Annotated in this window: 24 protein-coding genes; 19 read left to right on the top strand and 5 right to left on the bottom strand. The window is 43.1% G+C overall.

What is annotated here, in order from left to right:
• The first annotated feature begins 9 nt into the window (after positions 1 to 9).
• The 8 genes from rpmJ (at position 10) to dsbD (ending at position 5071) form a co-directional block, all read left to right on the top strand.
• Positions 10 to 126 (top strand): 50S ribosomal protein L36, encoded by a 117-nt coding sequence (gene rpmJ / locus CFR83_RS04205; protein WP_012357167.1) that lies wholly within the window; start codon positions 10 to 12, stop codon positions 124 to 126.
• Between the two features lie 18 nt (positions 127 to 144).
• Positions 145 to 510, top strand: a complete 366-nt coding sequence (gene rpsM, locus CFR83_RS04200) for a 30S ribosomal protein S13 (RefSeq protein WP_088812712.1) — start codon at positions 145 to 147, stop codon at positions 508 to 510.
• Between the two features lie 16 nt (positions 511 to 526).
• Positions 527 to 928 carry a 30S ribosomal protein S11 gene (gene rpsK / locus CFR83_RS04195; protein ID WP_088812711.1) on the top strand — a complete coding sequence of 134 codons (402 nt, stop codon included), beginning with the start codon at positions 527 to 529 and terminating at the stop codon, positions 926 to 928.
• Between the two features lie 86 nt (positions 929 to 1014).
• Positions 1015 to 1638 (top strand): 30S ribosomal protein S4, encoded by a 624-nt coding sequence (gene rpsD, locus CFR83_RS04190; protein WP_088812710.1) that lies wholly within the window; start codon positions 1015 to 1017, stop codon positions 1636 to 1638.
• Positions 1639 to 1665: 27 nt separating this feature from the next.
• Complete coding sequence (locus tag CFR83_RS04185) at positions 1666 to 2646, top strand: DNA-directed RNA polymerase subunit alpha (RefSeq protein ID WP_088812709.1); 981 nt, start codon at positions 1666 to 1668, stop codon at positions 2644 to 2646.
• Between the two features lie 18 nt (positions 2647 to 2664).
• Complete coding sequence (gene rplQ, locus CFR83_RS04180) at positions 2665 to 3051, top strand: 50S ribosomal protein L17 (RefSeq protein WP_088812708.1); 387 nt, start codon at positions 2665 to 2667, stop codon at positions 3049 to 3051.
• 64 nt (positions 3052 to 3115) lie between these two features.
• Positions 3116 to 3439 (top strand): divalent-cation tolerance protein CutA, encoded by a 324-nt coding sequence (cutA, locus tag CFR83_RS04175; protein ID WP_088812707.1) that lies wholly within the window; start codon positions 3116 to 3118, stop codon positions 3437 to 3439.
• Positions 3440 to 5071: a protein-disulfide reductase DsbD gene (gene dsbD / locus CFR83_RS04170; RefSeq protein WP_088812706.1), complete on the top strand. Its 1632-nt coding sequence runs from the start codon at positions 3440 to 3442 to the stop codon at positions 5069 to 5071.
• Between the two features lie 7 nt (positions 5072 to 5078).
• Here the strand turns inward: dsbD and hemB are convergent, their stop codons facing one another.
• Together hemB and yihA are read right to left on the bottom strand one after the other, a co-directional pair.
• The gene (hemB, locus tag CFR83_RS04165) at positions 5079 to 6068 is read right to left on the bottom strand and encodes a porphobilinogen synthase (protein ID WP_088812705.1); all 990 of its coding nucleotides are present in this window, start codon (positions 6066 to 6068) and stop codon (positions 5079 to 5081) included.
• An 8-nt stretch (positions 6069 to 6076) separates the two neighbouring features.
• Complete coding sequence (yihA, locus tag CFR83_RS04160; protein WP_088812704.1) at positions 6077 to 6760, bottom strand: ribosome biogenesis GTP-binding protein YihA/YsxC; 684 nt, start codon at positions 6758 to 6760, stop codon at positions 6077 to 6079.
• Positions 6761 to 6871: 111 nt separating this feature from the next.
• On the opposite strand from yihA, the gene CFR83_RS04155 reads away from it, so the two are divergent.
• The 3 genes from CFR83_RS04155 (at position 6872) to ccsB (ending at position 10964) form a co-directional block, all read left to right on the top strand.
• On the top strand, positions 6872 to 7546 hold the full coding sequence (locus tag CFR83_RS04155) for a c-type cytochrome (protein ID WP_423808374.1): 675 nt from the start codon (positions 6872 to 6874) through the stop codon (positions 7544 to 7546).
• 80 nt (positions 7547 to 7626) lie between these two features.
• The gene (locus CFR83_RS04150) at positions 7627 to 9774 is read left to right on the top strand and encodes a cytochrome c biogenesis protein ResB (RefSeq protein ID WP_088812703.1); all 2148 of its coding nucleotides are present in this window, start codon (positions 7627 to 7629) and stop codon (positions 9772 to 9774) included.
• A complete protein-coding gene (ccsB, locus tag CFR83_RS04145; RefSeq protein WP_088812702.1) occupies positions 9774 to 10964 on the top strand; it encodes a c-type cytochrome biogenesis protein CcsB in 1191 nt (396 codons plus the stop codon). Before CFR83_RS04150 ends, ccsB begins: the two co-directional genes overlap by 1 nt.
• Positions 10965 to 11010: 46 nt before the next feature.
• Here the strand turns inward: ccsB and lysA are convergent, their stop codons facing one another.
• Entirely contained in the window at positions 11011 to 12300 is a 1290-nt protein-coding gene (lysA, locus tag CFR83_RS04140; RefSeq protein ID WP_088812701.1) for a diaminopimelate decarboxylase, read from the bottom strand.
• Entirely contained in the window at positions 12297 to 12464 is a 168-nt protein-coding gene (lptM, locus tag CFR83_RS08500) for an LPS translocon maturation chaperone LptM (protein ID WP_423808373.1), read from the bottom strand. Before lptM ends, lysA begins: the two co-directional genes overlap by 4 nt.
• A 52-nt stretch (positions 12465 to 12516) precedes the next feature.
• Here lptM and cyaY point away from each other — a divergent pair, with 52 nt between their 5' ends.
• Positions 12517 to 12897, top strand: a complete 381-nt coding sequence (gene cyaY, locus CFR83_RS04135; protein WP_088813197.1) for an iron donor protein CyaY — start codon at positions 12517 to 12519, stop codon at positions 12895 to 12897.
• Here cyaY and CFR83_RS04130 read toward each other — a convergent pair whose 3' ends face one another.
• Positions 12898 to 15207, bottom strand: coding sequence for a penicillin-binding protein 1A (locus CFR83_RS04130; RefSeq protein ID WP_088812700.1), 2310 nt, complete (start codon positions 15205 to 15207; stop codon positions 12898 to 12900).
• A gap of 140 nt (positions 15208 to 15347) precedes the next feature.
• On the opposite strand from CFR83_RS04130, the gene CFR83_RS04125 reads away from it, so the two are divergent.
• The 7 genes from CFR83_RS04125 (at position 15348) to CFR83_RS04095 (ending at position 25384) form a co-directional block, all read left to right on the top strand.
• Positions 15348 to 15893 carry a hypothetical protein gene (locus CFR83_RS04125; protein WP_088812699.1) on the top strand — a complete coding sequence of 182 codons (546 nt, stop codon included), beginning with the start codon at positions 15348 to 15350 and terminating at the stop codon, positions 15891 to 15893.
• Between the two features lie 17 nt (positions 15894 to 15910).
• Positions 15911 to 16984, top strand: coding sequence for a type IV pilus secretin PilQ (locus CFR83_RS04120; RefSeq protein ID WP_088812698.1), 1074 nt, complete (start codon positions 15911 to 15913; stop codon positions 16982 to 16984).
• A gap of 10 nt (positions 16985 to 16994) precedes the next feature.
• Positions 16995 to 17519 (top strand): shikimate kinase, encoded by a 525-nt coding sequence (locus CFR83_RS04115; protein WP_279304974.1) that lies wholly within the window; start codon positions 16995 to 16997, stop codon positions 17517 to 17519.
• Positions 17516 to 18598 carry a 3-dehydroquinate synthase gene (gene aroB, locus CFR83_RS04110; protein WP_088812697.1) on the top strand — a complete coding sequence of 361 codons (1083 nt, stop codon included), beginning with the start codon at positions 17516 to 17518 and terminating at the stop codon, positions 18596 to 18598. The genes CFR83_RS04115 and aroB overlap by 4 nt, the downstream gene beginning before the upstream one ends.
• Before the next feature lie 11 nt (positions 18599 to 18609).
• Positions 18610 to 19731, top strand: coding sequence for a deoxyguanosinetriphosphate triphosphohydrolase (locus CFR83_RS04105; protein WP_088812696.1), 1122 nt, complete (start codon positions 18610 to 18612; stop codon positions 19729 to 19731).
• A complete protein-coding gene (locus CFR83_RS04100) occupies positions 19724 to 20419 on the top strand; it encodes an REP-associated tyrosine transposase (protein WP_088812695.1) in 696 nt (231 codons plus the stop codon). Before CFR83_RS04105 ends, CFR83_RS04100 begins: the two co-directional genes overlap by 8 nt.
• Before the next feature lie 234 nt (positions 20420 to 20653).
• Positions 20654 to 25384, top strand: coding sequence for a glutamate synthase-related protein (locus CFR83_RS04095; RefSeq protein WP_088812694.1), 4731 nt, complete (start codon positions 20654 to 20656; stop codon positions 25382 to 25384).
• The last annotated feature ends 28 nt before the right edge of the window (positions 25385 to 25412 follow it).

Genomic DNA, 25412 nt, shown 5'->3' with positions numbered 1-25412 from the left:
AGGTTAATTATGAAAGTTTTGGCATCTGTAAAGTGTATCTGCCGCAACTGCAAGATTATTAAGCGCAAGCGCGTGGTTCGAGTGATCTGTTCATCAGATGCTCGTCATAAGCAGCGTCAAGGTTAATAAAAAGGAACGTTACACATGGCACGTATTGCTGGGGTAAATATCCCTAATCACCAACACACCGTTATTGGTTTAACTGCTATTTTTGGCATTGGCAACTCACTTGCTCGCAAAATTTGTGATGCATCAGGTGTTGCTATTGATAAAAAAGTTAAAGATCTTAGCGATGCTGACTTAGAGAAGCTTCGTGAAGAAGTAGGCAAATTCACTGTAGAAGGTGATTTGCGTCGTGAAGTGACAATGAACATTAAGCGCCTAATGGACTTAGGTTGCTACCGTGGTCTGCGTCATCGCAAAGGCTTGCCAATGCGCGGTCAACGCACACGTACTAATGCTCGTACACGCAAAGGCCCTCGTAAGGCCGGTATTGCACTTAAGAAATAATTAGGAAGAGCTGACAATGGCAAAACCACAACAAAATAACGCGGCTCGCGCCCGTAAAAAAGTTAAAAAGAATATTGCTGACGGTATCGCACACGTTCACGCATCATTCAATAACACAATCGTGACTATTACTGATCGTCAAGGCAATGCATTGTCTTGGGCTACATCAGGTGGTCAAGGTTTTAAAGGCTCACGTAAATCTACACCGTTTGCTGCTCAGGTTGCTGCTGAAGTTGCAGGCCGTGCTGCGATTGAGTGTGGCATCAAGAATTTAGCAGTTGAGATCAAAGGCCCAGGCCCAGGTCGCGAATCTGCTGTTCGTGCTTTGAATGCTCTTGGCATCAAAATCACGGAAATCCAGGACGTTACGCCAGTTCCACACAATGGCTGCCGTCCTCCAAAACGTCGTCGTATCTAATTTTTTAATCAAGACCACCGTCCATTGCTTGTAAAGAATGGACTCACCCTCAGTTCTTGAACTGAAGGCAAAGAAAGGAAGCAATCGTGGCACGTTACATAGGCCCTAAAGCCAAACTATCTCGTCGGGAAGGTACCGACTTATTCTTAAAGAGCACACGTCGCTCTTTAGCCGATAAATGCAAGCTTGACACTAAGCCAGGTCAACATGGCCGCACATCAGGTGCGCGTACATCTGACTACGGTAATCAATTACGTGAAAAGCAAAAAGTTAAGCGTATCTATGGTGTATTGGAGCGTCAGTTCCGTCGCTATTTCGCAGAAGCTGAGCGTCGCAAAGGCAACACAGGTGAGAACTTGCTCGTGTTGTTAGAGTCACGCTTAGACAACGTTGTATATCGTATGGGTTTTGGCTCAACACGCGCTGAAGCACGTCAATTGGTTTCTCACAAAGCTATTTTGTTGAATGGTAATGTTGCAAACATTCCTTCAATGCAAGTTCGTCCTGGTGACGTAGTAGCGATTCGTGAAAAAGCCAAGAAGCAAACTCGTATTCAAGAGTCTTTAGGTCTTGTTGCTCAGTCTGGTCAAATCAGCTGGGTTTCAGTAGACGCAACTAAATTAGAAGGCACATTTAAGCAAGCGCCTGATCGCGACGAAATCGGTGGCGATATCAATGAAAGCTTGATCGTCGAACTTTACTCACGTTAATGTGTCGCCCTCTTAAGGAATAAATATATGCAAAACACACTGCTGAAGCCGAAAATTATTTCTGTTGAAGCGCTTGCAGAAAACCAAGCGAAAGTTGTTATGGAGCCGTTTGAACGCGGCTATGGCCATACCTTGGGTAATGCCTTGCGCCGTGTGCTTTTGTCGTCCATGGTAGGTTGTGCTCCAACTGAAGTCAGCATTGCTGGCGTAGTTCACGAGTATTCAACAATTGACGGCGTTCAAGAAGATGTCGTTAACCTACTTTTGAACCTCAAAGGTATCGTTTTCAAATTAGAACAACGTGATGAAGTAACAATTAACTTGCGCAAAGAAGGCGCTGGTGTTGTTACAGCAAAAGATATTGAATTGCCACACGATGTTGAAATTATCAATCCTGATCACGTAATCGCACACTTATCTGCAAATGGTAAGTTGGACATGCAAATCAAGGTTGAAAAAGGTCGTGGTTACGTTCCTGGTAACGTACGTAAGTATCAAGATGAGTCTTCAAAGACTATTGGTAGCATTGTTCTAGATGCATCATTCAGTCCAGTGCGTCGCGTAAGCTATGCAGTTGAATCAGCTCGTGTTGAACAACGTACAGACTTAGACCGTTTGGTTATGACAATTGAAACTAACGGTGTTTTGACGCCTGAAGAAGCAATTCGTCAATCAGCAAGCATTTTGGTTGATCAACTAGTTGTGTTCGCACAATTAGAGGGTACACAAGCTACAGGTGATTCAGCTCCAAATCGTTCACCAGCTGTAGATCCAATGTTGATGCGCCCAGTTGACGATCTAGAGTTGACAGTTCGTTCTGCTAACTGCTTAAAAGCTGAAAACATTTACTACATCGGTGACCTCATTCAACGTACAGAGAACGAGTTGTTAAAGACTCCAAATCTTGGCCGTAAATCATTGAATGAAATTAAAGATGTTTTGGCCGCTCGCGGTCTGACCTTGGGCATGAAGCTAGACAACTGGCCTCCTGCTGGTCTTGAGAAATAATAGAAAGGAAGAGCCACCATGCGTCACGGAAACGGACTTCGTAAATTAAATCGTACATCCTCACATCGTTTAGCGATGTTGCGCAACATGTCTAATTCATTGTTGCAACATGAGGTTATTAAAACAACTTTGCCTAAAGCTAAAGAGTTGCGTCGTGTTGTAGAGCCACTTATTACTTTAGGTAAAAAAGACAACTTGGCAAACCGTCGTTTGGCATTTGATCGTCTACGTGACCGCGAAATGGTTACTAAGCTTTTCACAGAGCTTGGCCCACGTTACGCAACACGTCCAGGTGGTTATTTGCGCATTCTTAAGTTTGGCTTCCGCGTTGGTGATAATGCACCGATGGCGTTAGTTGAACTTTTGGATCGCCCAGAAGTTGCTGAAGAAGCTGCAGCAGAGTAATTTTTACTCTGATCCAAAAAAGCCTGGTTTTTGCCAGGCTTTTTTGTTTGGATGATAATAAGTTATGGATTCGATCTATTTGCTCATAACTACAGTCGCCAGCGCAGAAGAGGCAAAAAATTTGGCGCAAAAAACTGTTGAGAATGGTTTGGCAGCCTGCGCCCAGGTTCAGGCAACATGTCACTCAGTTTATAAGTGGCAAGGAAAGCTAGAGTCCGCTACTGAATACCCGATTCATTTCAAAACAAATGAATCTAAAAAATGCGCTTTGTTTCAATTTATTAAAGAGCAACACTCTTACGATGTGCCAGAAATTATTTCTCTGAAATTAGATGATGTTGATCCTATGTATGCAACATGGCTCAATGCGCAATTGGCCACAAAATAAATGATTAAAAAAATATTAGTTTCATTAAGTTTAATTTTTGCTTCACTGGGTGCGTGTGGGCAAAACTTTTTGCCTCCAGAGGAAGCTTTCAAAGTTGTTGCTGAATATGCTACTGCTGATCAAGCACTGCTCACGGTAAAGCCAGCTAAAGGCTACTACATTTACAAAGAATCTTTGAAGTTTCAGATAACTAAGTCAGAGACTGGTGTTACGTTGGGAGTTCCTGGGCTTCCGCAGGGAAAAATAAAGTTTGATGAAAACTTTGGCAAAAATTTAGAAACATATCCAAAAGAATTTGGTATTACTTTACCCATAGTAGGTAATAAGAATGCTTCAGGATTTGTTTTACAAATGGAGTTACAGGGTTGCGCTGAAAAGGGTATCTGTTATCCGCCAATGACACTCACGGTCACACTGGCAAGTTTGCATGCAATTGTGGATGGTGTTTTGCAAGAAGATGTTGTCGAGCCAAATAAGCCAATTCAAAGTTTTGGCTTGATTGATTTGTGGTCGGCAAGAGATGATGCAGGCTTATTAGCAACAATGCTGCAAAGCATATCGCCTGTAATTTTATTGGGCGCATTTTTTATATTAGGTTTGGCGATGGCATTGACGCCTTGCGTTTTGCCGATGTTACCGATTATGTCGAGTGTTGTTTTTGGCTCAAAAAATAACCAGCATCAAAGTGTTTCAAAAATAAGGTCATCGATTCTGGCTATTTCTTATGTGTTAGGAATGGCCATCATGTATAGCTTGGCCGGAATGGCCGCGGCAGCCCTTGGAGCAAATATTCAGGCGTGGTTATTGAATCCTTGGGTTTTAGGAATCTTCGCCCTCATGTTAGTGGCCTTATCAGCTAGTTTGTTTGGTTTTTATGAATTGCGATTGCCCCAAGCTTGGCACAATAAAATTGATCGTATTGCAGGTAAGCAAGAAGGCGGCAGTGTGCTGGGTGCTTTTTTCTTAGGCGCGATTTCAACATTAATTGCGAGCCCTTGTGTTACGGCGCCACTAGCTGGAGTTTTAGCATTCATTGCGCAAACTGGATCAATCCCTCTCGGCGGTCTTTTGTTGTTTGTTATGGCCTTGGGTATGGGTTTGCCGCTAATGCTATTTGCGATTGGTGCAAGAGGTTTGGTTCCTAAGGCTGGCCCATGGATGATTTTGGTACAAAGAATATTTGGTGTTTTGTTATTGATCCTGGCTGTATGGGTTGTGTCTCCAATTTTTATGTCTAATAAGAGTGCTGACTCAATAAACACTCATCAGATCAAATCTGGTTTGATATTCGATCGAGTTTCAACATCTGCACAATTAACTGCTGTATTAAAGAGTTCGGCAGCTAATGGCCAACCTGTATTGTTAGATTTCTATGCTGATTGGTGTGTTACATGCAAAGAGATGGAGCTACTAACTTTTTCAGATCAAGAAGTCACAAATGTATTAAAGACATATCGATTGGTACAAATTGATATGACGAAAAATACTGCTGACCATCAGGTTATTTTGAAACAGTATGGTTTGTTTGGACCGCCTGCCATTCTGTTTTTTGACAAGCAAGGGCAAGAAAAAAGCTCCAAGAGAGTGATTGGCTTTATGAAAGCCGATCGATTCTTGGAGCGATTGAAATAGCTACTGGTTATTTCTGCTGCAAAAGACGCGCTGCATCTCTAGCAAAGTAGGTCAAGATACCATCAGCCCCGGCGCGTTTAAATGCTAATAGTGATTCCATCATCACGGCATCGCCATCTACCCAGCCATTAATTGCTGCTGCTTTAATCATGGCGTATTCGCCGCTAACTTGATAGGCAAATGTTGGGTAGCCAAGCTCATCTTTAACTCTGCGAACAATATCTAGATAGGGCATGCCTGGTTTAACCATAACCATGTCAGCACCTTCTTCAATATCAAGGCTTACTTCACGAATGGCTTCATCAGAATTGGCCGGATCCATCTGATAAGTTTTCTTGTTGCCTTTACCTAGGTTGCCGGCTGATCCAACTGCATCCCTGAATGGGCCATAAAAAGCTGAAGCGTATTTTGCAGAGTAGGCCATGATTTGAGTGTGTATAAAACCATGTGCTTCTAATGCATCACGAATGGCGCCGATTCTGCCATCCATCATGTCTGAAGGCGCCACCATATCAACACCAGCATGTGCATGAGTGAGTGCTTGCTTAACTAGAGCCTCAACTGTGATGTCGTTAATCACATACCCATTCTCATCAATAATGCCATCTTGACCATGGCTTGTATAAGGATCTAAGGCAATGTCAGTCATGATGCCAAGGTTAGGAAAATGCTTTTTAAGCTCTTTAACTGCTAAAGGAATTAGGCCGTTCGAGTTATAGGCTTCTTTGCCATCAGCTGTTTTAAGTTCAGAGCTAATGACTGGAAATAGAGCCATCACAGGGATGCCTAATTTGACGCAGTCTTCAGCTATCGGCAAGAGTAGATCCAATGAAACTCTGTTCACCCCTGGCATTGATTTAACCTCTTCTTGACGATTTTTGCCCTCAAGTAAAAATACAGGGTAAATAAAGTCATTAGAAGAAAGTTGATTTTCTTGAACTAGGCGGCGTGACCAATCTGTTCTGCGAAGTCTACGAGGACGGTGAAAGAGTTGCATATAAAACCTTATGAAGAAAGTTGGGGTTTTAGATTTTTAGAAATACGATTTTCGTTACTGGTATGAGCTGATGACGGCTCAATCCCTAGCCATCCAGAAATCATGGCATCTGCCTCAACTAAACCTATTCTTTTGGTGCTTGAGAACAGTTGGGCTGTATACGGCCCGTGTGGATTAAGCTCTTTGAGCTTATTTTGAAGCTTTTTAAGCGCAAGTCTACTTTCAGATTGATTCAGTTTGTCGCACTTAGTTAGTAATACATGGATAGGTCTGCCAGTTGGACTGAACCATTCAATCATTTGTTGGTCCAAATCAGTCATTCCCCTGCGGGAGTCCATGATCAAAATCATGCCCTTCAAATTCGGTCGGGTTTGAAGGTAGGTGGACAAGAGATTATTCCAGTGAGACTTAGTTTTGAAGTCTACTTGAGCAAAACCGTAACCCGGTAAATCAACTAAATTCGCTAAATTGGTCTTATCTTTCGTTAAAATACCGAAAAAGTTGATATGTTGCGTTCTTCCTGGGGTTTTACTGGCAAAAGCTAGACGATTTTGTTGGCAAAGCACATTAATTGCAGTTGATTTGCCCGCATTCGAGCGACCAGCAAAAGCCACTTCAGGGATTTCCCAGGTCGGCAAATCCACCAAATGGTTAATTGTTACGAGAAATTGTGCTTGATGTAAGGTAGACATAGGTGTTTAAAAGGTTAGACCTATTGTAAAATCTCTCGCTGATAATTAGTTGTTTAATTGAAAATAAAGATTAAGCAATCATTCGCATCATAAACATAGGGTTATAAGACCATGCGTCAAACAATTTCTGCCACATTTAAAACTTTAGCCATGACATTGGGTTTGGCTATGGCTGGTGTTACTTATGCTAACGAACCAGCTGCTGCACCAGCTAAACCGGTAGTAGATGCTGCTAAGGGTGAAGCTTTGTACAACTCAGGCGACTCAAAGCGCGGTATTGCTGCTTGTATGGGATGCCACGGTGCTAACGGCGTGAGTGGCGGTGGCGCGTATCCTAAATTGGCTGGTCAGCACGCGGCTTACATTGTGAAGCAGTTGAAAGATTACAAAGGTGGTAAAGAGCGTCCTAATGCAGTTATGTCAGCGTTTGCAGGCTTGTTAAGCGATGAAGATATGCAAAACATTGGTGCTTACCTAGAGAAACAAACACCAGGTTTAGGTACTGCTAAAAACAAGGCAAGTATTGAATTGGGTCAAAAGATTTATCGTGGCGGTATTGCATCTAAGCAAGTAGCTGCTTGCGCAGGTTGTCACGCTCCTAACGGTGTGGGTATCCCAGCGCAATATCCACGTCTTTCAGGTCAGTGGGCAGAGTACACAGAAGCGCAATTAGTTGCGTATCGTCAAGGCGATCGTAAGAACAGCGCGCAGATGACTGGAATTGCATCTAGAATGTCAGATGCAGAGATCAAGGCTGTAGCAGACTACATCGCTGGTCTACGTTAATAGTCTCTCTGTAGTTACTAGCTCTCAGTAAGAAGAGCCCACGAACTAAGTTTGTGGGCTTTATTTTTTATAGATAAGGTATGGCAATTAGTTCTATAGCAGCAGATGGCTCTTTGAGAAAATTTAACCGCGCAAGCGTAGAGCTTTTGTCATCTATGCGCTTTGCGATAGCGTTGCTAACCATCATTTCAATTGCTAGTGTGATTGGTACGGTTATTAAGCAGGGTGAGCCCTACAACAATTACGTTAATCAATTCGGACCATTGTGGGCAGAAATATTCAATGGCTTAAGCCTTTTTGCTGTTTATACAGCATGGTGGTTCTTATTAATTTTGGCATTTTTGGTGGTGTCAGTTTCATTTTGTGTGTTGCGTAATGCGCCAAAGATGTTGGTAGATATCAAAGCATGGAAAGATCATGTGCAAGAGGGTGGTCTGCGTGCGTTGCATCATCATTTTGAATTTCCAATCCAGTCATCTCATCAAAATAGCGCAGAGCAGATCGCTAAGCGATTAGCAAAAGATGGTTACGCAGTCAAAACATTAATTGCTGAAGATCATTCAAAAGTGGTTGCTAAAAAAGGCGCTGCAAATAAATGGGGTTATATATTTGCCCATAGCGCCATTGTTTTAATTTGTTTGGGCGGCTTATTGGATGGTGATTTATTCACCAAGGGCCAAATTTGGTTTGGCGGTAAAAGTGTTTTACCGCCTAGCACTCAAGGAATGTTGATTGCAGATATTCCTAATAATCATAAGTTGAGTGCAGCGAATCCAAGTTACAGAGCAAATATTTTTGTGCCAGAGGGGCAAGTTAGTACAACAGCTCTTTTGAATGCAACAAACGGCAGCATTATTCAAGAGCTTCCTTTTTCAGTTGCTTTAAAGAAATTTCATGTTGAGTATTACAGCACCGGAATGCCCAAACTCTTTATGAGTGAAGTTGTTATTAAAGACTTAGATACGGGTAAAGAAACTGAAGCAAAAATTAAAGTGAATGAGCCACTGATTCATCGTGGTGTTGCCATTTACCAATCTAGTTTTGAAGATGGTGGTTCAAAATTAAAGTTACGCGCATATCCAATGCACGGGCCAGCTAACTCTGTTAAATCAAGTTTCATCATTAATGGAGAAGTTGGTCAAAGCACGGTACTTAAATCAAGCGATGGAACTTCGTACACATTAGAGTTCACTGGTTTTAGGCCGACCAATGTTGAGAATATTTCTAACGCATCAGGTCAGGTAGATGCCAGAGGTGTAGCTAAGAAGTCAGATGATCAAGGTTTGGCAAAAACCCTGAATGATCGACTAGGTTCTGGTGCAAAAACTAGCAAACCAACAGAATTAAGAAATGTAGGGCCGTCTGTGCAATATAAGTTACGTGATGCGGCGGGGCAAGCTCGTGAATACAGTAACTACATGCAGCCACTTTCAATTGATGGCATGCCAATGTTCTTGTTAGGTGTGCGTGAGAGTTCTGCTCAAGAATTTAGATACTTGCGTATACCAGCAGATAGCAATTTGTCTTTGAATGAGTGGCTAGCACTAAGAAGTCTTTTACAAGATGCAGGTGCACGACAAAGAGCTGTACAGCGTTTTGCTAATGCGATTGGTCAGCAACCGGGGTTCTCCGGTTCTCCGCAAATGATTACACAGTTAAAGGAAAGTGGCAGCCGATCAATTGAGTTATTTGCTGGCGCTACTAAATTTGCTGCTGATCAAGCCAAAGAAGCTGGAATAACTCCAGGTGGCTTTGCAGCGCTTGGTGGGTTTATAGATAAGGCAGTGCCTGAGGCTGAGCAACAAAAAGCTGCAGAGGTTGTATTAAAGGTCCTCAATGGGGTTATTTGGGAGTTGTGGCAAGAAGCTAGATCTCAGCTTGGTTTACCGCCTGCAAAAAATAATGAAGAAAGTCAGCGTTATATCCAAGCGGCCACTTCAGCTTTGTCAGATGTTAATTTTTATCCTGCGCCGCTCAGTTTTCAGCTAGATGATTTCACGGAAGTCAAAGCCAGTGTCTTTCAGGTAACAAAGTCACCTGGAAAGAATATGGTTTATCTGGGTTGTTTATTTCTTGTGCTTGGCATCTTTGCCATGTTCTATCTCCCGGAGCGCAGAATTTGGGTAAGAAGTTTGGCAAATGGGAATAACCTTTTTGCCATGTCAACTTCGCGCAAAACTCTCGATTTTGAGAAAGAATTCCAAAAGTATCAGAAAGACTTTAAATAATGGAAACTAAATACGTTAGTCATATTCAGGGTGGTTGGGCGCAATCTCTTAAGCAAAATTTCTTTGGAATTTTTAAGGCTTTAAAGGTTGTTGATTACATCTTTGCATTTGCATTGGTTGCTGGTGCTATTTTTGCGGAAATGCGTTTTTCTGAGCATATGGATGCCTATGAGCAGGCTATCTTATTTGCCTCTGTGCCAGTATTGGCTATTCTGGGTTGGGCATGGGCGCCAATTAGAAACTTAATGGTTGTATCCACCATATTAAGTTTTGTAGCGATCTATTTTTATCAAACACCTGAAGGTGGGTCCTTAGCCAGAGCTGAGCAGGCTTTCTTTTTGAAGTACATGTTATCTAGCCAGTCTGCCATTTTGTGGATGAGCGTGTTCTTTACTTTGAGCACATTGTTTTACACATTAATGTTGGCATTTCGTTCTCAGTCGATGGGGCCTGCGGCATCTAAGCTTTGTTGGGCAGCTGTATATATCGGCTTAACAGGTATGTTGGTGCGTTGGTATGAATCTTATTTGATGGGCGTAGATATCGGCCATATTCCGATTTCTAATTTGTATGAAGTCTTTATTTTATTTTGCTTAATTACAGCATTGTTTCACCTTTACTATGAGGCTCGTTATCAATCGTTGGTATTGGGCTCATTTGTTTTGTGGATTATTGCAGCCGCTGTAGGTTTTATTCTTTGGTACAGCGTTGCTCGCGATGCGCACCAAATTCAACCTCTAGTACCTGCTTTGCAAAGTTGGTGGATGAAGATACACGTACCAGCTAACTTTATTGGTTATGGCACATTTGCGCTTGCTGCAATGATTGGTGTGGCTTATTTACTCAAGAGTAAAAACATTTTGGCTGATCGCTTGCCTAGTCTTGAGCTATTAGATGATGTGATGTACAAAGCCATCGCAGTTGGTTTTGCATTCTTTACGATAGCAACTATCTTGGGTGCTTTGTGGGCAGCAGAAGCTTGGGGCGGTTATTGGAGCTGGGACCCTAAAGAAACTTGGGCATTAATTGTTTGGTTAAATTACGCTGCCTGGTTGCACATGCGCTTAATGAAAGGCTTGCGCGGAGTTGTTGCCGCATGGTGGGCTGTGGTTGGTCTATTGGTAACCACTTTTGCTTTTATTGGTGTCAATATGTTCTTGTCAGGCCTGCATAGCTACGGCACTTTGTAATACAGAACAATTGGTGTGAAAAGGTTTTGCCTGAGTTTTTTAATAATTAATCTGGCAAAACTTTTTCGTTGGCGAACAAGCTCTCAATAGTTTCTCGCGCACGAATCAAGTGCACCTGAGATCCATCTACCATCACTTCGGCAGCTCTACCTCTGGTGTTGTAATTAGAGCTCATCGTAAATCCATAAGCACCAGCAGAAAGAATGGCTAACTGATCTCCAGGCTCTACTGCTAAAGAACGATCTCTACCTAACCAGTCACCAGATTCGCAAATAGGGCCAACAATGTCATATGTAACGGCAGGCGCATTGCTATTTGATTTAACTGGAACGATTGCGTGGAATGCCTCATACATGGCAGGACGCATTAAATCATTCATAGCGGCATCAACGATGCAAAAGTTTTTTGTTTCGCCTGGTTTTAAATATTCAATGGTGGTTAACAATAGACCAGCATTGCCAACCAAGGATCTGCCAGGCTCAAAAAGAACCTCTAAGTGACCAAAACCTTTTGACTCAATATGGTTGAGTAATGTATTTGCGAACTCTGTAATGGCCGGTGGAGTTTCATTGGTATAGCTAATGCCTAGACCGCCGCCAATATCTAAATGATGAATCTTGATACCACATGCGTCTAATTGCTTAATCAGATCTAGAACGCGATCGAGCGCATCCATGTATGGGCTGATCTCTGTAATTTGTGAACCGATATGGCAATCGATGCCAACAATTTGGCAGTGAGGCATTTTGGCTGCTTCTTGATATGTTTTGATTACATCGTCATAAGCAATACCAAATTTATTACCTTTTAAACCAGTAGAGATGTAAGGGTGTGTCTTTGGATCAACATCTGGATTAACGCGCAGAGAAATAGGAGCTTTAACGCCTAGGCTGCCTGCCACAGAATTTAAACGAGTTAACTCTGGAATAGATTCCAAATTAAAACATTTGACCCCAGCTTTTAGTGCCGCAGTCATCTCTTCGGTGCTTTTGCCAACACCAGAAAATACGACTTTGTTAGCAGATCCCCCGGCAGCCAATACACGAGCTAATTCACCTGCGCTCACAATGTCAAAGCCAGCCCCCAACTTTGCAAACAAGTTCAAGATGGCCAAATTGCTATTTGCTTTCATGGCATAGTGAACGCGAGCGCGTCGCTCGCCATTGGGGCGAACACAAGCTGCCTCGTAAGAATTAAATGCATCGCTGAGTGCTTGTTTGCTGTAAACGTATGTTGGAGTACCAAATTTTTGCGCGATAGCACTCAATGGCACGTTTTCAGCATGCCATTCTTGATCTTTGATGCAAAAACCGTTGAGTGAGGGAATTAAGCTCATTTTGAATCCTTGGCTGGAGGCCATTGTTTTTCTGTGGGCTCAGCCTTTTCAGGGGCAACAGGCGGTGGTGGAACCTTTGGAAGAACAAGAGGTCCACGAATCCCGCAACCTAGAAGGGATATTGTTGCGCAAAGAAGGCAAGTCCTAGATACAATAAAACGCATATTCATTAGTTTAAAAGTGATCGCTGACTATAGCATGGCGGATATCAAAAATATGAACAAAACCACTCAAGTTGTAGAAACTTTATCTGACAGTAGTTTTCACGCTATTGCCGAAAAAACATTGAAGGCGATTGAAATGTCGCTTGAAGAGGCTTTTCAGGAATCGGATCTTGACTTAGATATTGCTCGCCAAGGCGGTAATGTTGTCAATATCCAATTTGAAGACAAGAGCGTTATTGTGGTTAATACACAAGCGCCACTACAAGAAATTTGGGTGGCCGCCAAAGAAGGTGGATTTCACTATCGTTGGGCAGGAACATTGGCAGCACCATTATGGTTAGACACTAAAAGTGGTGCGGAATTATTTTCAGAGTTGAGTAGATTGGCGAGCCAACAAGCAAAAACACCACTGCAAGTGGTGTATTGCCCCTAATTAATCAAGTACTGTTGTTTTGCCAAAGAATGGCGTGAACTCCGGAATGGTCCAATCACCATCTTGTTGAACAACGCCAGAGGGAACTGCTCTACCTGACTCAGGTGTGCCGTTAAGTGCAGTTTTCATGTAACGAATCCACATTGGTAGAGCTAGTCCACCACCTGTTTCTCGATCACCTAAGCTCTTAGGTTTGTCAAAACCAATCCATGCCACCGCAACAACATTGGGGTTATAACCAGCAAACCACGCATCCATCGATTCATTGGTGGTGCCTGTCTTACCTGCAATATCGCTTCTGCCTAAAGCAGGCCTAGAGCTTGCCGCAGTACCTGTCTTGGTAACTTCTTGTAAAAGACTATCCATCACAAAGGCAGTTCTTGAGTCCAACACTTTCAATTTGCTATCACCTGCAATCGACGGTGTTGCTTCGAATAAAACATTACCTTTTGCATCAATGACTTTACTAATTAGGTAAGGTTCTACTCGATAACCACCATTAGCAAAGACACCATAGCCCGTGGCAAGTTGTAACGGAGTAACAGATCCAGCACCTAATGCCATGGTGAGATAAGCAGGGTGTTTATCTGCTTCAAAGCCAAAACGTTGAATGTAGTCTTGAGCGTAACGGGGACCTATTTTTCTAATTACCCGAACAGACACTAAGTTTTTAGATTTTGCTAGAGCAGTGCGTAGGCGCATTTGACCTTCGAACTTACCATCGTAGTTCTTTGGTTCCCACATCTGACTGCCTGTTTCTAAGCTGCTAATTGACAGCGGCGCATCATTAACAAGAGTATTGGGCATGATGCCTTTTTCAAGAGCTGCTGCATACACAAATGGTTTGAATGATGAGCCTGGTTGGCGTTGTGCCTGTGACACATGATTGAATTTGTTGCGGTTATGATCAAAGCCACCAACTAAGGCTCTGATGCCACCATCGTGAGCATCCAAGGCTACAAAAGCTGCCTCAACTTGTGGCATTTGCGCAAGAATCCAGCGTCCATCAGAAGGTAGTACACGAATAATTGCCCCTGGCCTAATTTGTTGCTTCGGTTGAGCCTTATCCGATAGTGCAACTGAGCCAAGTTTCAAATCTTCACCTTTGATTGTGACGGTGTCCCCGGTGGCAATCACTGCCTGAATTTCTTTAGGTGTGGCCTGTATCACCACGCCAGCTAATAAATCATCGCTACTTGGGTGATCACTTAGTACATCGTCAATTGCGCGTTGTCTTTCGGTATTGTCATCAGGAAGTTTGATGTAACCCTCAGGACCACGATATTTATGACGTAACTCATAATCCATCACACCTTTACGTACTGCTGAGTAAGCGGCATCTTGTTCGGCACGACGAATCGTTGTGATGACAGTCATCCCTTGGGTATAAATGCTGTCGCCGTATTCGCTAATGAGTAGTTGGCGCACCATCTCTGCTGCATAGTCAGCCTTAGTGGCAAACTCTTTGCCAACGCCACGAACATGTAATGTCTCTGCAAGAGCTAATTCGTATTGATTAGGCGTAATCATCTTTAAATCACGCATTCTTTGCAAAATGTATTCTTGACGGATTTTGGCGCGACGATAGTTAACAACTGGGTTGTATGCAGATGGAGCTTTAGGTAAGCCAGCTAACATGGCAGCTTCGGCAATTGATATTTCTCTGACATCTTTGCCGAAATATATTTGTGCAGCACTACTAAACCCGTAAGCTCTTTGACCCAAATAAATTTGATTCATGTAAAGCTCAAGAATTTGTTCTTTAGATAGATTGGCTTCAATCTTCCACGCTAGTAATACTTCATAAATTTTTCTGCTGAATGATTTTTCGTTACTCAAGAAGAAATTTCTGGCAACTTGCATGGTGATGGTCGAAGCGCCTTGAGCTAGTCTGCCTCGTAAGTTGGCAAGGGTTGCTCTTAAGACCCCCCAGTAGTCAACGCCACCATGTTCATAAAAGCGCTCATCCTCAATTGCAACCACTGCATTTTTTAAATACGATGGAATTTCATTGATGGCAATCACGTTACGGCGCTCTTCACCAAATTCGCCAATGAGTGCATTGTCTGCCGTATAAATTCTGAGAGGAACTTTAGGTTTGTAGTCAGTGATTGTGTCTAAATCAGGCAAGTTAGGTCTTGCCACGATCAAAGCATATGCAATCACCAAGCCAATCAGTATTAGTCCTGCGCTGCCTAGAAAAAATCCCCAACGAATAAAGTAAGCTCGCCAGTCGCGAGATTCATTTCTACGATGACGACCGCTACCTATGCGTGATGGTGGACGTACGGGCTGACGAGATTGGCTCATGTGGTGATTATAGAGATAGCTGTGAAAACAGGGGTATTAAAAATGAGTAGGATTTATCTGTATTAAAAATCAGAAAATTCTGACAAAAAATCAGCAATTGGCTGATTTTTAAGCTTTAAACAAGTCTAGACAATAGACCTATGTTTAAACGATCAATTACCGCTGATTTATATGCCCCCAAAAATATTGCTGATGAGCTTGACGCTAAATCACCGGGTTTTCAATACTATTGGCGCAGATTCATCTTAGATAACTGGCAAAAATATCAATTGCCCCTTGCAGCTGGAATATTTTTAGTGGTTCTTTGCATCGTTTTCTTGCTTGATCATATTCGAACAGTTGCGCAGCAAGAGTTGAGTCTAATGATTCAGCGTCAGCAATTACAAATTCAAGCACTGCAAGCAGAAATGAAACAGCGTGCTATCAAACAATTCACTCAAAATGATGCAGTCAATGATGTAAATAATGATGATGAGTTAGCGATCCCAGAAGTTAAGTACTGGGGCATGATGCGTGTTGGGTCTTCTACAAAAGCGCTTATAGAAATAAACCATCACCAAAAGTTACTAAAGGTGGGGCAAGAAGTTGATGATGGTTGGCTCGTTAAAAACTTTGATCAAGAGTTGATTTGGTTTGAGTCCAAGCAAGGCCGTTTATTAAAAATTTCTATGGAGGTGCCATCTTGAAGAGTAAGAGGTTATTAATGCAGATGGCATTGTTTGGATTTTGTTGGTCAATTGGTGTTCAGTCAAAAGGCTCGAAGTCAGTCTTAGACGAACTACAGCCAATCACGCTGAATTTTTCGTCCATTGATTTGAGGCAGTTATTTCAGATCCTGGCAGAGATGCGAGGTATCAACTTAATCTTGAGTGAAAAAATTCAGGGTAAAACAAACATACATATGAACCAAGTGCCATGGCAAACAGTTTTAGATAGCGTTGTTGCTAGTAAAACCTTGGGATATAAATTGGACAATGGTGTTTTGTGGGTTGCTCCTTATGAGGAGTTGGCTAATTTTGAAAAAAGGATAAAAGACCGACTGCAACAAGAAGATCAGGCTATTCAGTCAGAAACTGGTTTGCGGCAAATCATGATTGAAGCAAGAATTGTTGAGGCTGAGAGGCGCTTTGCGCAAAATCTAGGAGCCAAGCTAGGTTATCAAGATCCTTCAGGACAGATCAAAATTGGCAGTCAATTGCCTGCAAATGGTTTAAATGGTTTTGGAGCGGGAACTGCAGCAATAAGTCTATTGGGTAAGCAAGCATCTCAAGCTTTGCACATGGAGCTATCAGCTCTTGAGTCGAGTGGTTTGGGAGACATTATTTCTAACCCACGTGTTTTAGCAGCTGAAAATAGTCAGGCTTTGATTGAGCAAGGTACAGAATTACCCTATCAATCATCTGCGGGGCAGGGCGCCACAAAGGTTCAATTTAGAAAAGCCAATCTGCGCTTAGAGGTTAAGCCCAGGATCCAGAAGAATCAGATGATTGTCCTAGAGGTCGACATCAATAAGGATAGTGTGGGTTTAAAAACTGAGCAGGGCTTTGCTATTGATACAAAACACGTCAAGACTCAAGTTTTGGTAGAAAGCGGTGGCACCGTGATTTTGGGTGGAATTTTTCAAGAGATGGAGCGAAAAGATGATGCCAAGGTGCCTTTTTTGGGGTCAATTCCAATCTTGGGAATGCTATTTAGGCAAGAATCAAAATTCAAAGATAAAACCGAGTTATTAATTTTTTTAACGCCAACTTTGGTTTCTAGTCAAAAGGCTCAGTAGAATCACACTTGTGAACAGTATTCCTGAAAATATCTTTTTAGTCGGTGTCATGGGGGCGGGTAAAACCACCGTAGGACGTTTATTGGCTAAAAAGTTGGGTAGACGTTTTGTAGATTCTGACCATGAGATTGAGGCTCGCTGTGGCGTGCGCATCCCAACCATTTTTGAGATGGAAGGTGAAGAAGGCTTCAGAAAACGAGAAGCTCAGGTTATAGATGATTTGACGCAAGAAAAAAATTTGGTTTTGGCTACTGGTGGTGGTGCAGTCTTATTGCCAGAAAACCGCCAACATTTACACGAGCGAGGGGTGGTGGTTTATTTGAGAGCCACTCCACACGAGCTGTGGTTAAGAACTAGAAACGATAAAGGTCGTCCTTTGTTGAACAACAATGATCCAAAGGGTACTTTAGAAAAACTCTTTGCTATTCGTGATCCTTTGTATAGAGAAACTGCTCATCATGTGATTGATACTGGTAAGCCCAGTGTTACGCAGTTGGTGAATACATTAATAATGCAATTTGAGTTATCGGCATGAACACACTTCAATTAGATCTTGGTGAGCGTAGTTACCCAATACATATTGGCGCAAATTTATTGGCGCAGCCTGATTTATACAAAAAACACTTAAAGGGCTCATTAACTGCCGTGGTCACCAATGAGACCGTTGCTCCTTTATATGCTGATAGAGTTGTTAAAACACTTGAATCTCTGGGCCAAAAAGTAAAGCTGATTGTTTTGCCAGATGGTGAGGTATTTAAAACCTGGGAAGTTTTGCAAAAGATTTTTGATGGTTTATTGGAATGCTCTGCAGATAGAAAAGCCACTTTAGTTGCATTAGGTGGAGGTGTGATCGGCGATATGACTGGTTTTGCTGCTGCTTGTTACATGCGTGGCATTCGTTTTATTCAAGTACCCACAACTTTGTTGTCTCAAGTTGACTCATCAGTGGGTGGTAAAACAGGGATTAATCACCCCTTGGGTAAAAATATGGTGGGGGCTTTTTATCAGCCTCAAGCAGTGATTGCAGACTTGGATACATTAAAAACATTGCCACCTAAAGAGTTGGCGGCTGGTTTGGCTGAGGTTATCAAGCATGGCGCTATTGCTGATGCAGAGTTTTTAACTTGGATAGAAAACAATCAAAATGCGCTGAATGCGTGTGATCCTAAAGCCATGGAACATGCTGTGAGACGTTCTTGTGAGATTAAATCTCAAGTTGTTGCTCAAGATGAAAAAGAGGGTGGGCTGCGCGCTATCCTAAATTTCGGGCATACCTTTGGTCATGCCATTGAGGCTGGCATGGGCTATGGCCAGTGGCTGCATGGTGAGGCTGTTGGATGTGGCATGGTTTTGGCAGCAGACTTATCGGTGCGTGTAGGCCTTTTGTCAGAAGCTGATGCGTCACGCCTTAAAAAAATCACAGCTGCATTGCGCCTACCAACGGTGCCGCCAAAGCTAGGTATCAATCGCTACATGGAACTCATGAGTGTTGATAAAAAGGCTGAGGGTGGTGAGGTTCGTTACATTTTGCTCGACGGATTTGGGCGAGCAAAAATTCAAGCCGTTGATGATGCCTTGGTGATACAAACGCTTCAAGCAGCTGGTGCAGGCTAAATTTATTACTTATGAGTTTGGCATGTTACGCAGCTAAGCCTCATGAAACTCTTGGTCGACTTCACCAAGAGCCGACCGAGCCGACTCAATCAGGGCGTAATCCTTTTCAACGAGACCGTGACAGAATTATTCATTCAACGGCATTTCGTCGCCTCGAATATAAAACCCAAGTTTTTTTAAATCATGAGGGCGATCACTTCAGAACTCGCTTAACGCACAGTTTAGAAGTGGCTCAGATTGCCAGAGCTGTTGCTAGGCGTTTACAACTCAATGAGGATTTGGTTGAGGCAATATCTTTAGCTCATGATTTGGGGCACACCCCGTTTGGGCATGCTGGGCAGGATGCTTTGAATGACTGTATGAAAGACCACGGTGGTTTTGAGCACAATCTTCAAAGTTTGTGGGTGGTTGATTTTTTAGAAGAGCGTTATGCCCTGTGGAGTGGTTTAAATCTTTCGTTTGAAACTCGTGAAGGCATTTTGAAACATTGTTCAAAAAACAATGCACAAAAACTCGGTTTGTTGGGCGAGCGTTTTATACATGGCCATCAACCAAGCCTTGAGGCTCAGTTAGCAAATTTGGCCGATGAAATTGCTTATAACAATCACGACATAGATGATGGTGTTCGTTCGGGGCTACTGAGTATTGAGCAGCTCGATGAGGTTGCATTGTGGCGTGGACAAAAAGAAAAAGTGTTGAAAAATTTCCCAGATTTATCCGGGCGCCGTTTGGTTTATGAGGTGGTGAGACACATCATTCACATACTTGTAGATGATCTAGTCAAAGAAACTCAGCATCGTATATCACAGGTTAATCCAGGGTCGATTCATGATGTCAGGGTCGCTAAACCTTTGGTTGGGTTTTCTGCAGAAGTCCGTGAGCAAGCAACGGAGATGAAGAGGTTTTTATTTAAAAACCTATACAGACATCCTCAAGTACAGGCAATGACGCAAGAAGCCAGCGGCATGATTAAGGCATTGTTTGCTCATTACGAACAATTTCCAAATCACCTGCCACAAGTTTTCCGCGTGGAGGATGATTTGTATCGACGCATATCTCATTACATTGCTGGCATGACAGATCGTTTTGCTAGCAAAGAGTTCCAAAAACTACTGACTACGCAACATGGCTAGACTTCCTCGAGTCGTCTTGGCAGGATATCCGCTTCACATCATGGTGAAAGGGCATAACTCACAACCTATTTTCACAAACGATGAAGAAAAGCGTTCTTATCTAGAGTGGCTAAGAGATGCTGCAAGAGAGTATGACTTAGCTATTCATGCTTATGTTTTGATGCCTAATCACGTTCATATTCTCGCCACACCAAAAAATGAGGTGAGTGCATCGCGTGTCATGCAATCGGTCGGGCGCCGTTATGCCCAAATGTTTAATCACGCACATGGCACAACTGGTACGGTTTGGGAGGGGCGTTATCGATCTTGTTTGGTCGACCCTGATGCTTATTTTCTTTTGTGCCAAAAATTTATTGAGCAAAACCCTTTAAGGGCAGGATTGGTTCAAAAACCAGAAGATTGGCATTGGTCTAGTTACCGCCATCATGTTGGCGCTGAAACAATCCCATGGATTTCAGATCACCCTAGTTACTGGGCCTTGGCTAATACACCTTTTGAGCGCCAGCTAACTTGGCAAAAGGCAGTATTAGAGATAATTAATAAAACAGAAGTAGAAAAAGTAAGTAGTCACTTAAATTTCGGCTGGCCATTAGCTTCTGATCAACTACTTAAGCAATTGACGCCGAAAATCAATCGACCAGTGGTGCCAAGGCAGGCTGGCAGACCTAAAAAAGTCACTAACAAGTAGCAATTTGTCACAAATTGGTGCAAATAATTGACTATCCTGAACGACTATGTCCCTAATTTTATTTATCGATTGCGCTGCAGATAATAAATTAGTGACAGACACCAATTATTTTCTATTGCGCATGCACGGGTAATCCCCTATAGTTCATCAAAACCTCAATTTTTACGGGGATAAGTCTCCTAAAAGAGACCATTGATTACTTATCAAGGGAATACCGTGACTACTTCACCTTCAATGCGCCCAGCTGCGCAAGGTCTATATGACCCAGTAAACGAACATGACGCCTGTGGCGTGGGCTTTGTTGCCCACATCAAGGGAAAAAAGAGCCACGACATCGTGACTCAAGGTCTCAAGATTCTTGAGAACATTGATCACCGTGGCGCCGTGGGCGCTGATCCTTTAATGGGTGACGGTGCAGGTATCTTGATTCAGATTCCAGACCAGTTCTACCGTGAAGAAATGGCCAAACAAGGTGTGACCTTGCCTCCTGCTGGTGAGTATGGTGTTGGTATGGTTTTCATGCCAAAAGAAAGTGCATCACGATTAGCCTGTGAGCAAGAATTAGAAAGAACAGTTCGTATTGAAGGTCAAGTGGTGTTAGGTTGGCGTGATGTGCCAGTTGATGCGAACATGCCAATGTCGCCAACAGTACGCAAGACTGAGCCAGTGATTCGTCAGATTTTCATTGGTCGCGGACGTGACATCATGACAACCGATGCCCTAGAGCGTAAGTTGTATGTGATTCGTAAAACAGGTAGTCATGCGATTCAAGCACTACAGTTACAGCACGGTAAAGAGTATTTTGTTACTTCAATGTCAGCACGTACAGTGGTGTACAAAGGTTTGCTATTGGCTAACCAAGTGGGTGCGTACTACGACGATCTTAAAGACTCAAGAGTTGTTTCTGCATTAGCACTAGTACATCAACGTTTCTCAACCAACACATTCCCAGCATGGGAGTTGGCTCACCCGTATCGCATGATCGCTCACAACGGTGAGATCAATACGGTGAAGGGTAACGTTAACTGGATCAACGCTAGAACAGGAGCAATTAGCTCACCTGTTTTAGGTGATGATTTACAAAAATTATGGCCATTGATTTATCCAGGTCAATCAGACACAGCTAGTTTTGATAACTGTTTAGAGTTGTTAGTGATGGCTGGTTATCCAATGGCTCACGCCATGATGATGATGATCCCTGAAGCATGGGAGCAACACACATTAATGGATGACAATCGTCGTGCATTCTACGAGTACCATGCTGCGATGATGGAGCCATGGGATGGTCCTGCAGCGATTGCATTTACTGATGGTCGTCAAATTGGCGCAACGCTAGACCGTAATGGTTTACGTCCAGCTCGTTACTATGTCACTGATGATGATTTGGTCATCATGGCTTCTGAGGCAGGCGTTTTGACTTTCCCAGAAAACAAGATTGTTAAAAAATGGCGTTTGCAACCAGGCAAGATGTTCTTGATCGACATGGAACAGGGTCGCATTATTGATGACGTTGAATTAAAAGATGCTTTGGCTAAAGCCAAGCCATATAAGAGCTGGATTGATGCAGTTCGTATCAAGCTAGATGAAATTGATGTTGCGCCTGAAGATAGCAAGTCAGATGCACAAAATATTCGTCCAGCAGCTAGCTTGTTGGATCGCCAACAAGCATTTGGCTACACACAAGAAGATTTGAAGTTCTTGATGGCGCCGATGGCTTCATCAGGTGAAGAGGCTATTGGTTCTATGGGTAATGACAGTCCATTGGCTGTTTTATCTAACAAAAATAAAACTCTTTACAACTACTTCAAGCAATTATTTGCGCAAGTAACAAATCCGCCAATTGACCCTATTCGTGAAAACATGGTCATGTCATTGGTGTCATTCGTGGGTCCAAAGCCAAACTTATTGGACACAAATAACATCAACCCGCCGATGCGTTTAGAAGTGTCACAACCAATTTTGGATTTTGATGACATTGCTAAGATTCGTCACATTGAGCATTACACAGGTGGTAAGTTCCGCTCATACGAGTTGGATATTTGTTACCCATCAGCATGGGGCAAAGATGGTGTTGAAGCTCGCTTAGCATCTTTGTGTGCTGAAGCAGTTGATGCTGTGAACTCTGGTTACAACATTTTGATCATCAGCGATCGTCAAGTGGCAGCTGATCATGTGGCTATTCCAGCATTGTTAGCAACATCAGCCATTCATCAACATTTGGTTGAAAAAGGTTTGCGTACTAGCACCGGTTTAGTTGTTGAAACTGGTAGCGCACGCGAAACACATCACTTTGCATTGTTAGCTGGTTATGGTGCAGAAGCAGTTCATCCTTACTTGGCAATGGAAACATTGGTAGATATGGCCAAGGGTCTAAAGGGTGATCTATCAGCTGAGAAAGTGGTGAAAAACTTTACGAAGGCTGTGGGTAAAGGTTTGCAAAAAGTTATGTCTAAGATGGGTATTTCTACATACATGTCTTACACGGGCGCGCAGATTTTTGAAGCCATCGGCTTGTCATCAGAGCTTATTAATAAGTACTTCAAAGGCACAGCTTCTAACGTAGGCGGCATTGGTATTTTTGAAGTTGCTGAAGAAGCATTGAAGATGCACAGTTTGGCGTTCGGCAATGATCCAACCTTAACTAACATGTTGGATGCTGGTGGTGAGTATGCCTTCCGTATTCGCGGTGAAAACCACATGTGGACTCCAGACTCAATTGCTAAGTTGCAGCACTCAACACGTCAGGGCCCAGAAAAGGGTGGTTACCAGACATATAAAGAGTATGCAAACATCATCAATGATCAAAGCAAGCGTCACATGACTTTGCGTGGTTTGTTTGAGTTCAAGATTGATCCAAGCAAAGCAATTCCATTGGATGAAGTTGAGCCAGCAAAAGAAATTGTTAAGCGTTTTGCTACAGGTGCGATGTCATTGGGTTCTATCTCAACTGAAGCGCACGCAACTCTAGCGATTGCCATGAACCGTATTGGTGGTAAATCAAATACTGGTGAGGGTGGTGAAGATAACAAGCGTTATCGCAATGAGCTTAAAGGAATCCCTGTTAAAAAAGGCGAGACTCTTGCAAGTATTCTTGGTGATGATGTTATTGAAGCAAACATCCCATTGAGTGAGGGCGATTCTTTACGTTCTAAGATCAAGCAAGTTGCATCAGGTCGTTTTGGCGTAACTGCTGAGTACCTAACATCTGCTGATCAAATCCAGATCAAGATGGCTCAAGGTGCTAAGCCAGGTGAAGGTGGTCAGTTGCCAGGTAGCAAGGTATCGGATTACATCGGTAAATTGCGCTATTCAGTACCGGGCGTAGGTTTGATTTCTCCTCCTCCGCATCACGATATTTATTCAATTGAAGATTTGGCTCAGTTGATTCACGATTTGAAGAATGTGAACAGTAAAGCTGATATTTCAGTGAAGTTGGTGTCTGAAGTTGGCGTTGGTACTGTTGCAGCTGGTGTTGCTAAAGCTAAAGCCGATCACGTGGTGATTGCTGGCCATGATGGCGGTACAGGTGCATCACCTCTATCTTCAATCAAGCACGCTGGTAGCCCATGGGAACTAGGTCTTGCAGAAACACAGCAGACCTTGGTATTGAACGGCTTGCGTAGCCGTATTCGTGTTCAAGCAGACGGTCAAATGAAAACCGGTCGTGACGTTGTGATTGGTGCTTTGTTGGGTGCTGACGAATTTGGTTTTGCTACTGCACCATTGGTGGTTGAGGGTTGCATCATGATGCGTAAGTGTCACCTCAATACATGCCCAGTAGGTGTTGCTACTCAAGACCCAGAATTGCGTAAGAAATTCTCAGGTAAACCAGAGCATGTTGTGAACTTCTTCTTCTTTATTGCTGAAGAGGCGCGCGAGATCATGGCTCAATTAGGTATTCGTACATTTGACGAATTAATTGGCCGCACAGAGTTCTTGGACACGAAGAAGAGCATTGAGCACTGGAAAGCACGTGGATTAGATTTCACGAAGATTTTCCAAGCGCCAGCAGTCGAAGCTGGTGTGCCACGTTTCCAAGTTGAAACTCAAGATCATGGTTTAACAACTGCGCTAGACCATACCTTGATTGAAAAATCAAAAGCAGCACTTGAAAAAGGTGAGCGCGTTTCATTCATTCAACCAATCAAGAACGTTAATCGTACGGCTGGTGCAATGTTGTCTGGTGAAGTGGCTAAACGATATGGTCACGAAGGTTTGCCTGATGACACTATTCATATTCAATTGAATGGCACAGCTGGTCAAAGTTTTGCTGCCTTCTTGGCGCATGGTGTGACCATGGATTTGGTTGGTGACGGCAACGACTACGTTGGTAAAGGTTTGTCAGGTGGTCGTGTGATTGTTCGTGCACCGCATGAGTTCCGTGGCGATACATCGCAAAACATCATTGTTGGTAATACTGTTTTGTACGGCGCAATCGCTGGTGAGGCATTCTTTAATGGTGTTGCGGGTGAACGTTTTGCTGTTCGTAACTCTGGCGCTATCGCTGTTGTTGAAGGTACAGGCGACCACGGTTGCGAGTACATGACTGGTGGCACAGTGGTTGCGCTTGGTTTAACAGGACGCAACTTCGCAGCTGGTATGAGCGGTGGTATTGCTTATGTTTATGACGAAGATGGCTTATTTGCTAAACGTTGCAATACAAGTATGGCAACTTTAGAGGTGGTTCTAACTTCTGCTGAACAAGAAGCAAAAGTACCTAAGTCTGAATGGCATGCGCCAGTGAACGTTAAAGAAGGTGGCGAGCGTCTAACAGATGAAGCAATCTTGAAGAACTTAATTGAGCGTCACTTCAAACACACAGGTTCAGAACGTGCAAAAGCAATTTTGGCTGACTGGGATAAGTCACGTGCACGTTTTGTCAAAGTATTCCCAACTGAATACAAGCGCGCGTTAGGTGAGCTTTGGGAGAAGTCTCAAGGTAGCAAGCAAGCGGCTTCCGTTTAAGTGACCTGTTAAGAGATAAAGGAATAAA

Source organism: Polynucleobacter victoriensis (assembly GCF_900187875.1).
In the GTDB taxonomy this organism is placed as follows: Bacteria; Pseudomonadota; Gammaproteobacteria; order Burkholderiales; family Burkholderiaceae; genus Polynucleobacter; species Polynucleobacter victoriensis.
This window is presented reverse-complemented; position numbering and strand designations above follow the sequence as displayed.

Bases quoted from the DNA above. Each gene is read 5' to 3' on its own strand.
- rpmJ (WP_012357167.1), top strand. From the start codon at position 10: ATGAAAGTTTTGGCATCTGTAAAGTGTATCTGCCGCAACTGCAAGATT.
- rpsM (WP_088812712.1), top strand. From the start codon at position 145: ATGGCACGTATTGCTGGGGTAAATATCCCTAATCACCAACACACCGTT.
- rpsK (WP_088812711.1), top strand. From the start codon at position 527: ATGGCAAAACCACAACAAAATAACGCGGCTCGCGCCCGTAAAAAAGTT.
- CFR83_RS04185 (WP_088812709.1), top strand. From the start codon at position 1,666: ATGCAAAACACACTGCTGAAGCCGAAAATTATTTCTGTTGAAGCGCTT.
- rplQ (WP_088812708.1), top strand. From the start codon at position 2,665: ATGCGTCACGGAAACGGACTTCGTAAATTAAATCGTACATCCTCACAT.
- cutA (WP_088812707.1), top strand. From the start codon at position 3,116: ATGGATTCGATCTATTTGCTCATAACTACAGTCGCCAGCGCAGAAGAG.
- dsbD (WP_088812706.1), top strand. From the start codon at position 3,440: ATGATTAAAAAAATATTAGTTTCATTAAGTTTAATTTTTGCTTCACTG.
- hemB (WP_088812705.1), bottom strand. From the start codon at position 6,068: ATGCAACTCTTTCACCGTCCTCGTAGACTTCGCAGAACAGATTGGTCA.
- yihA (WP_088812704.1), bottom strand. From the start codon at position 6,760: ATGTCTACCTTACATCAAGCACAATTTCTCGTAACAATTAACCATTTG.
- CFR83_RS04155 (WP_423808374.1), top strand. From the start codon at position 6,872: ATGCGTCAAACAATTTCTGCCACATTTAAAACTTTAGCCATGACATTG.
- CFR83_RS04150 (WP_088812703.1), top strand. From the start codon at position 7,627: ATGGCAATTAGTTCTATAGCAGCAGATGGCTCTTTGAGAAAATTTAAC.
- ccsB (WP_088812702.1), top strand. From the start codon at position 9,774: ATGGAAACTAAATACGTTAGTCATATTCAGGGTGGTTGGGCGCAATCT.
- lysA (WP_088812701.1), bottom strand. From the start codon at position 12,300: ATGAGCTTAATTCCCTCACTCAACGGTTTTTGCATCAAAGATCAAGAA.
- lptM (WP_423808373.1), bottom strand. From the start codon at position 12,464: ATGCGTTTTATTGTATCTAGGACTTGCCTTCTTTGCGCAACAATATCC.
- cyaY (WP_088813197.1), top strand. From the start codon at position 12,517: ATGAACAAAACCACTCAAGTTGTAGAAACTTTATCTGACAGTAGTTTT.
- CFR83_RS04130 (WP_088812700.1), bottom strand. From the start codon at position 15,207: ATGAGCCAATCTCGTCAGCCCGTACGTCCACCATCACGCATAGGTAGC.
- CFR83_RS04125 (WP_088812699.1), top strand. From the start codon at position 15,348: ATGTTTAAACGATCAATTACCGCTGATTTATATGCCCCCAAAAATATT.
- CFR83_RS04120 (WP_088812698.1), top strand. From the start codon at position 15,911: ATGCAGATGGCATTGTTTGGATTTTGTTGGTCAATTGGTGTTCAGTCA.
- aroB (WP_088812697.1), top strand. From the start codon at position 17,516: ATGAACACACTTCAATTAGATCTTGGTGAGCGTAGTTACCCAATACAT.
- CFR83_RS04105 (WP_088812696.1), top strand. From the start codon at position 18,610: ATGAGTTTGGCATGTTACGCAGCTAAGCCTCATGAAACTCTTGGTCGA.
- CFR83_RS04100 (WP_088812695.1), top strand. From the start codon at position 19,724: ATGGCTAGACTTCCTCGAGTCGTCTTGGCAGGATATCCGCTTCACATC.
- CFR83_RS04095 (WP_088812694.1), top strand. From the start codon at position 20,654: ATGCGCCCAGCTGCGCAAGGTCTATATGACCCAGTAAACGAACATGAC.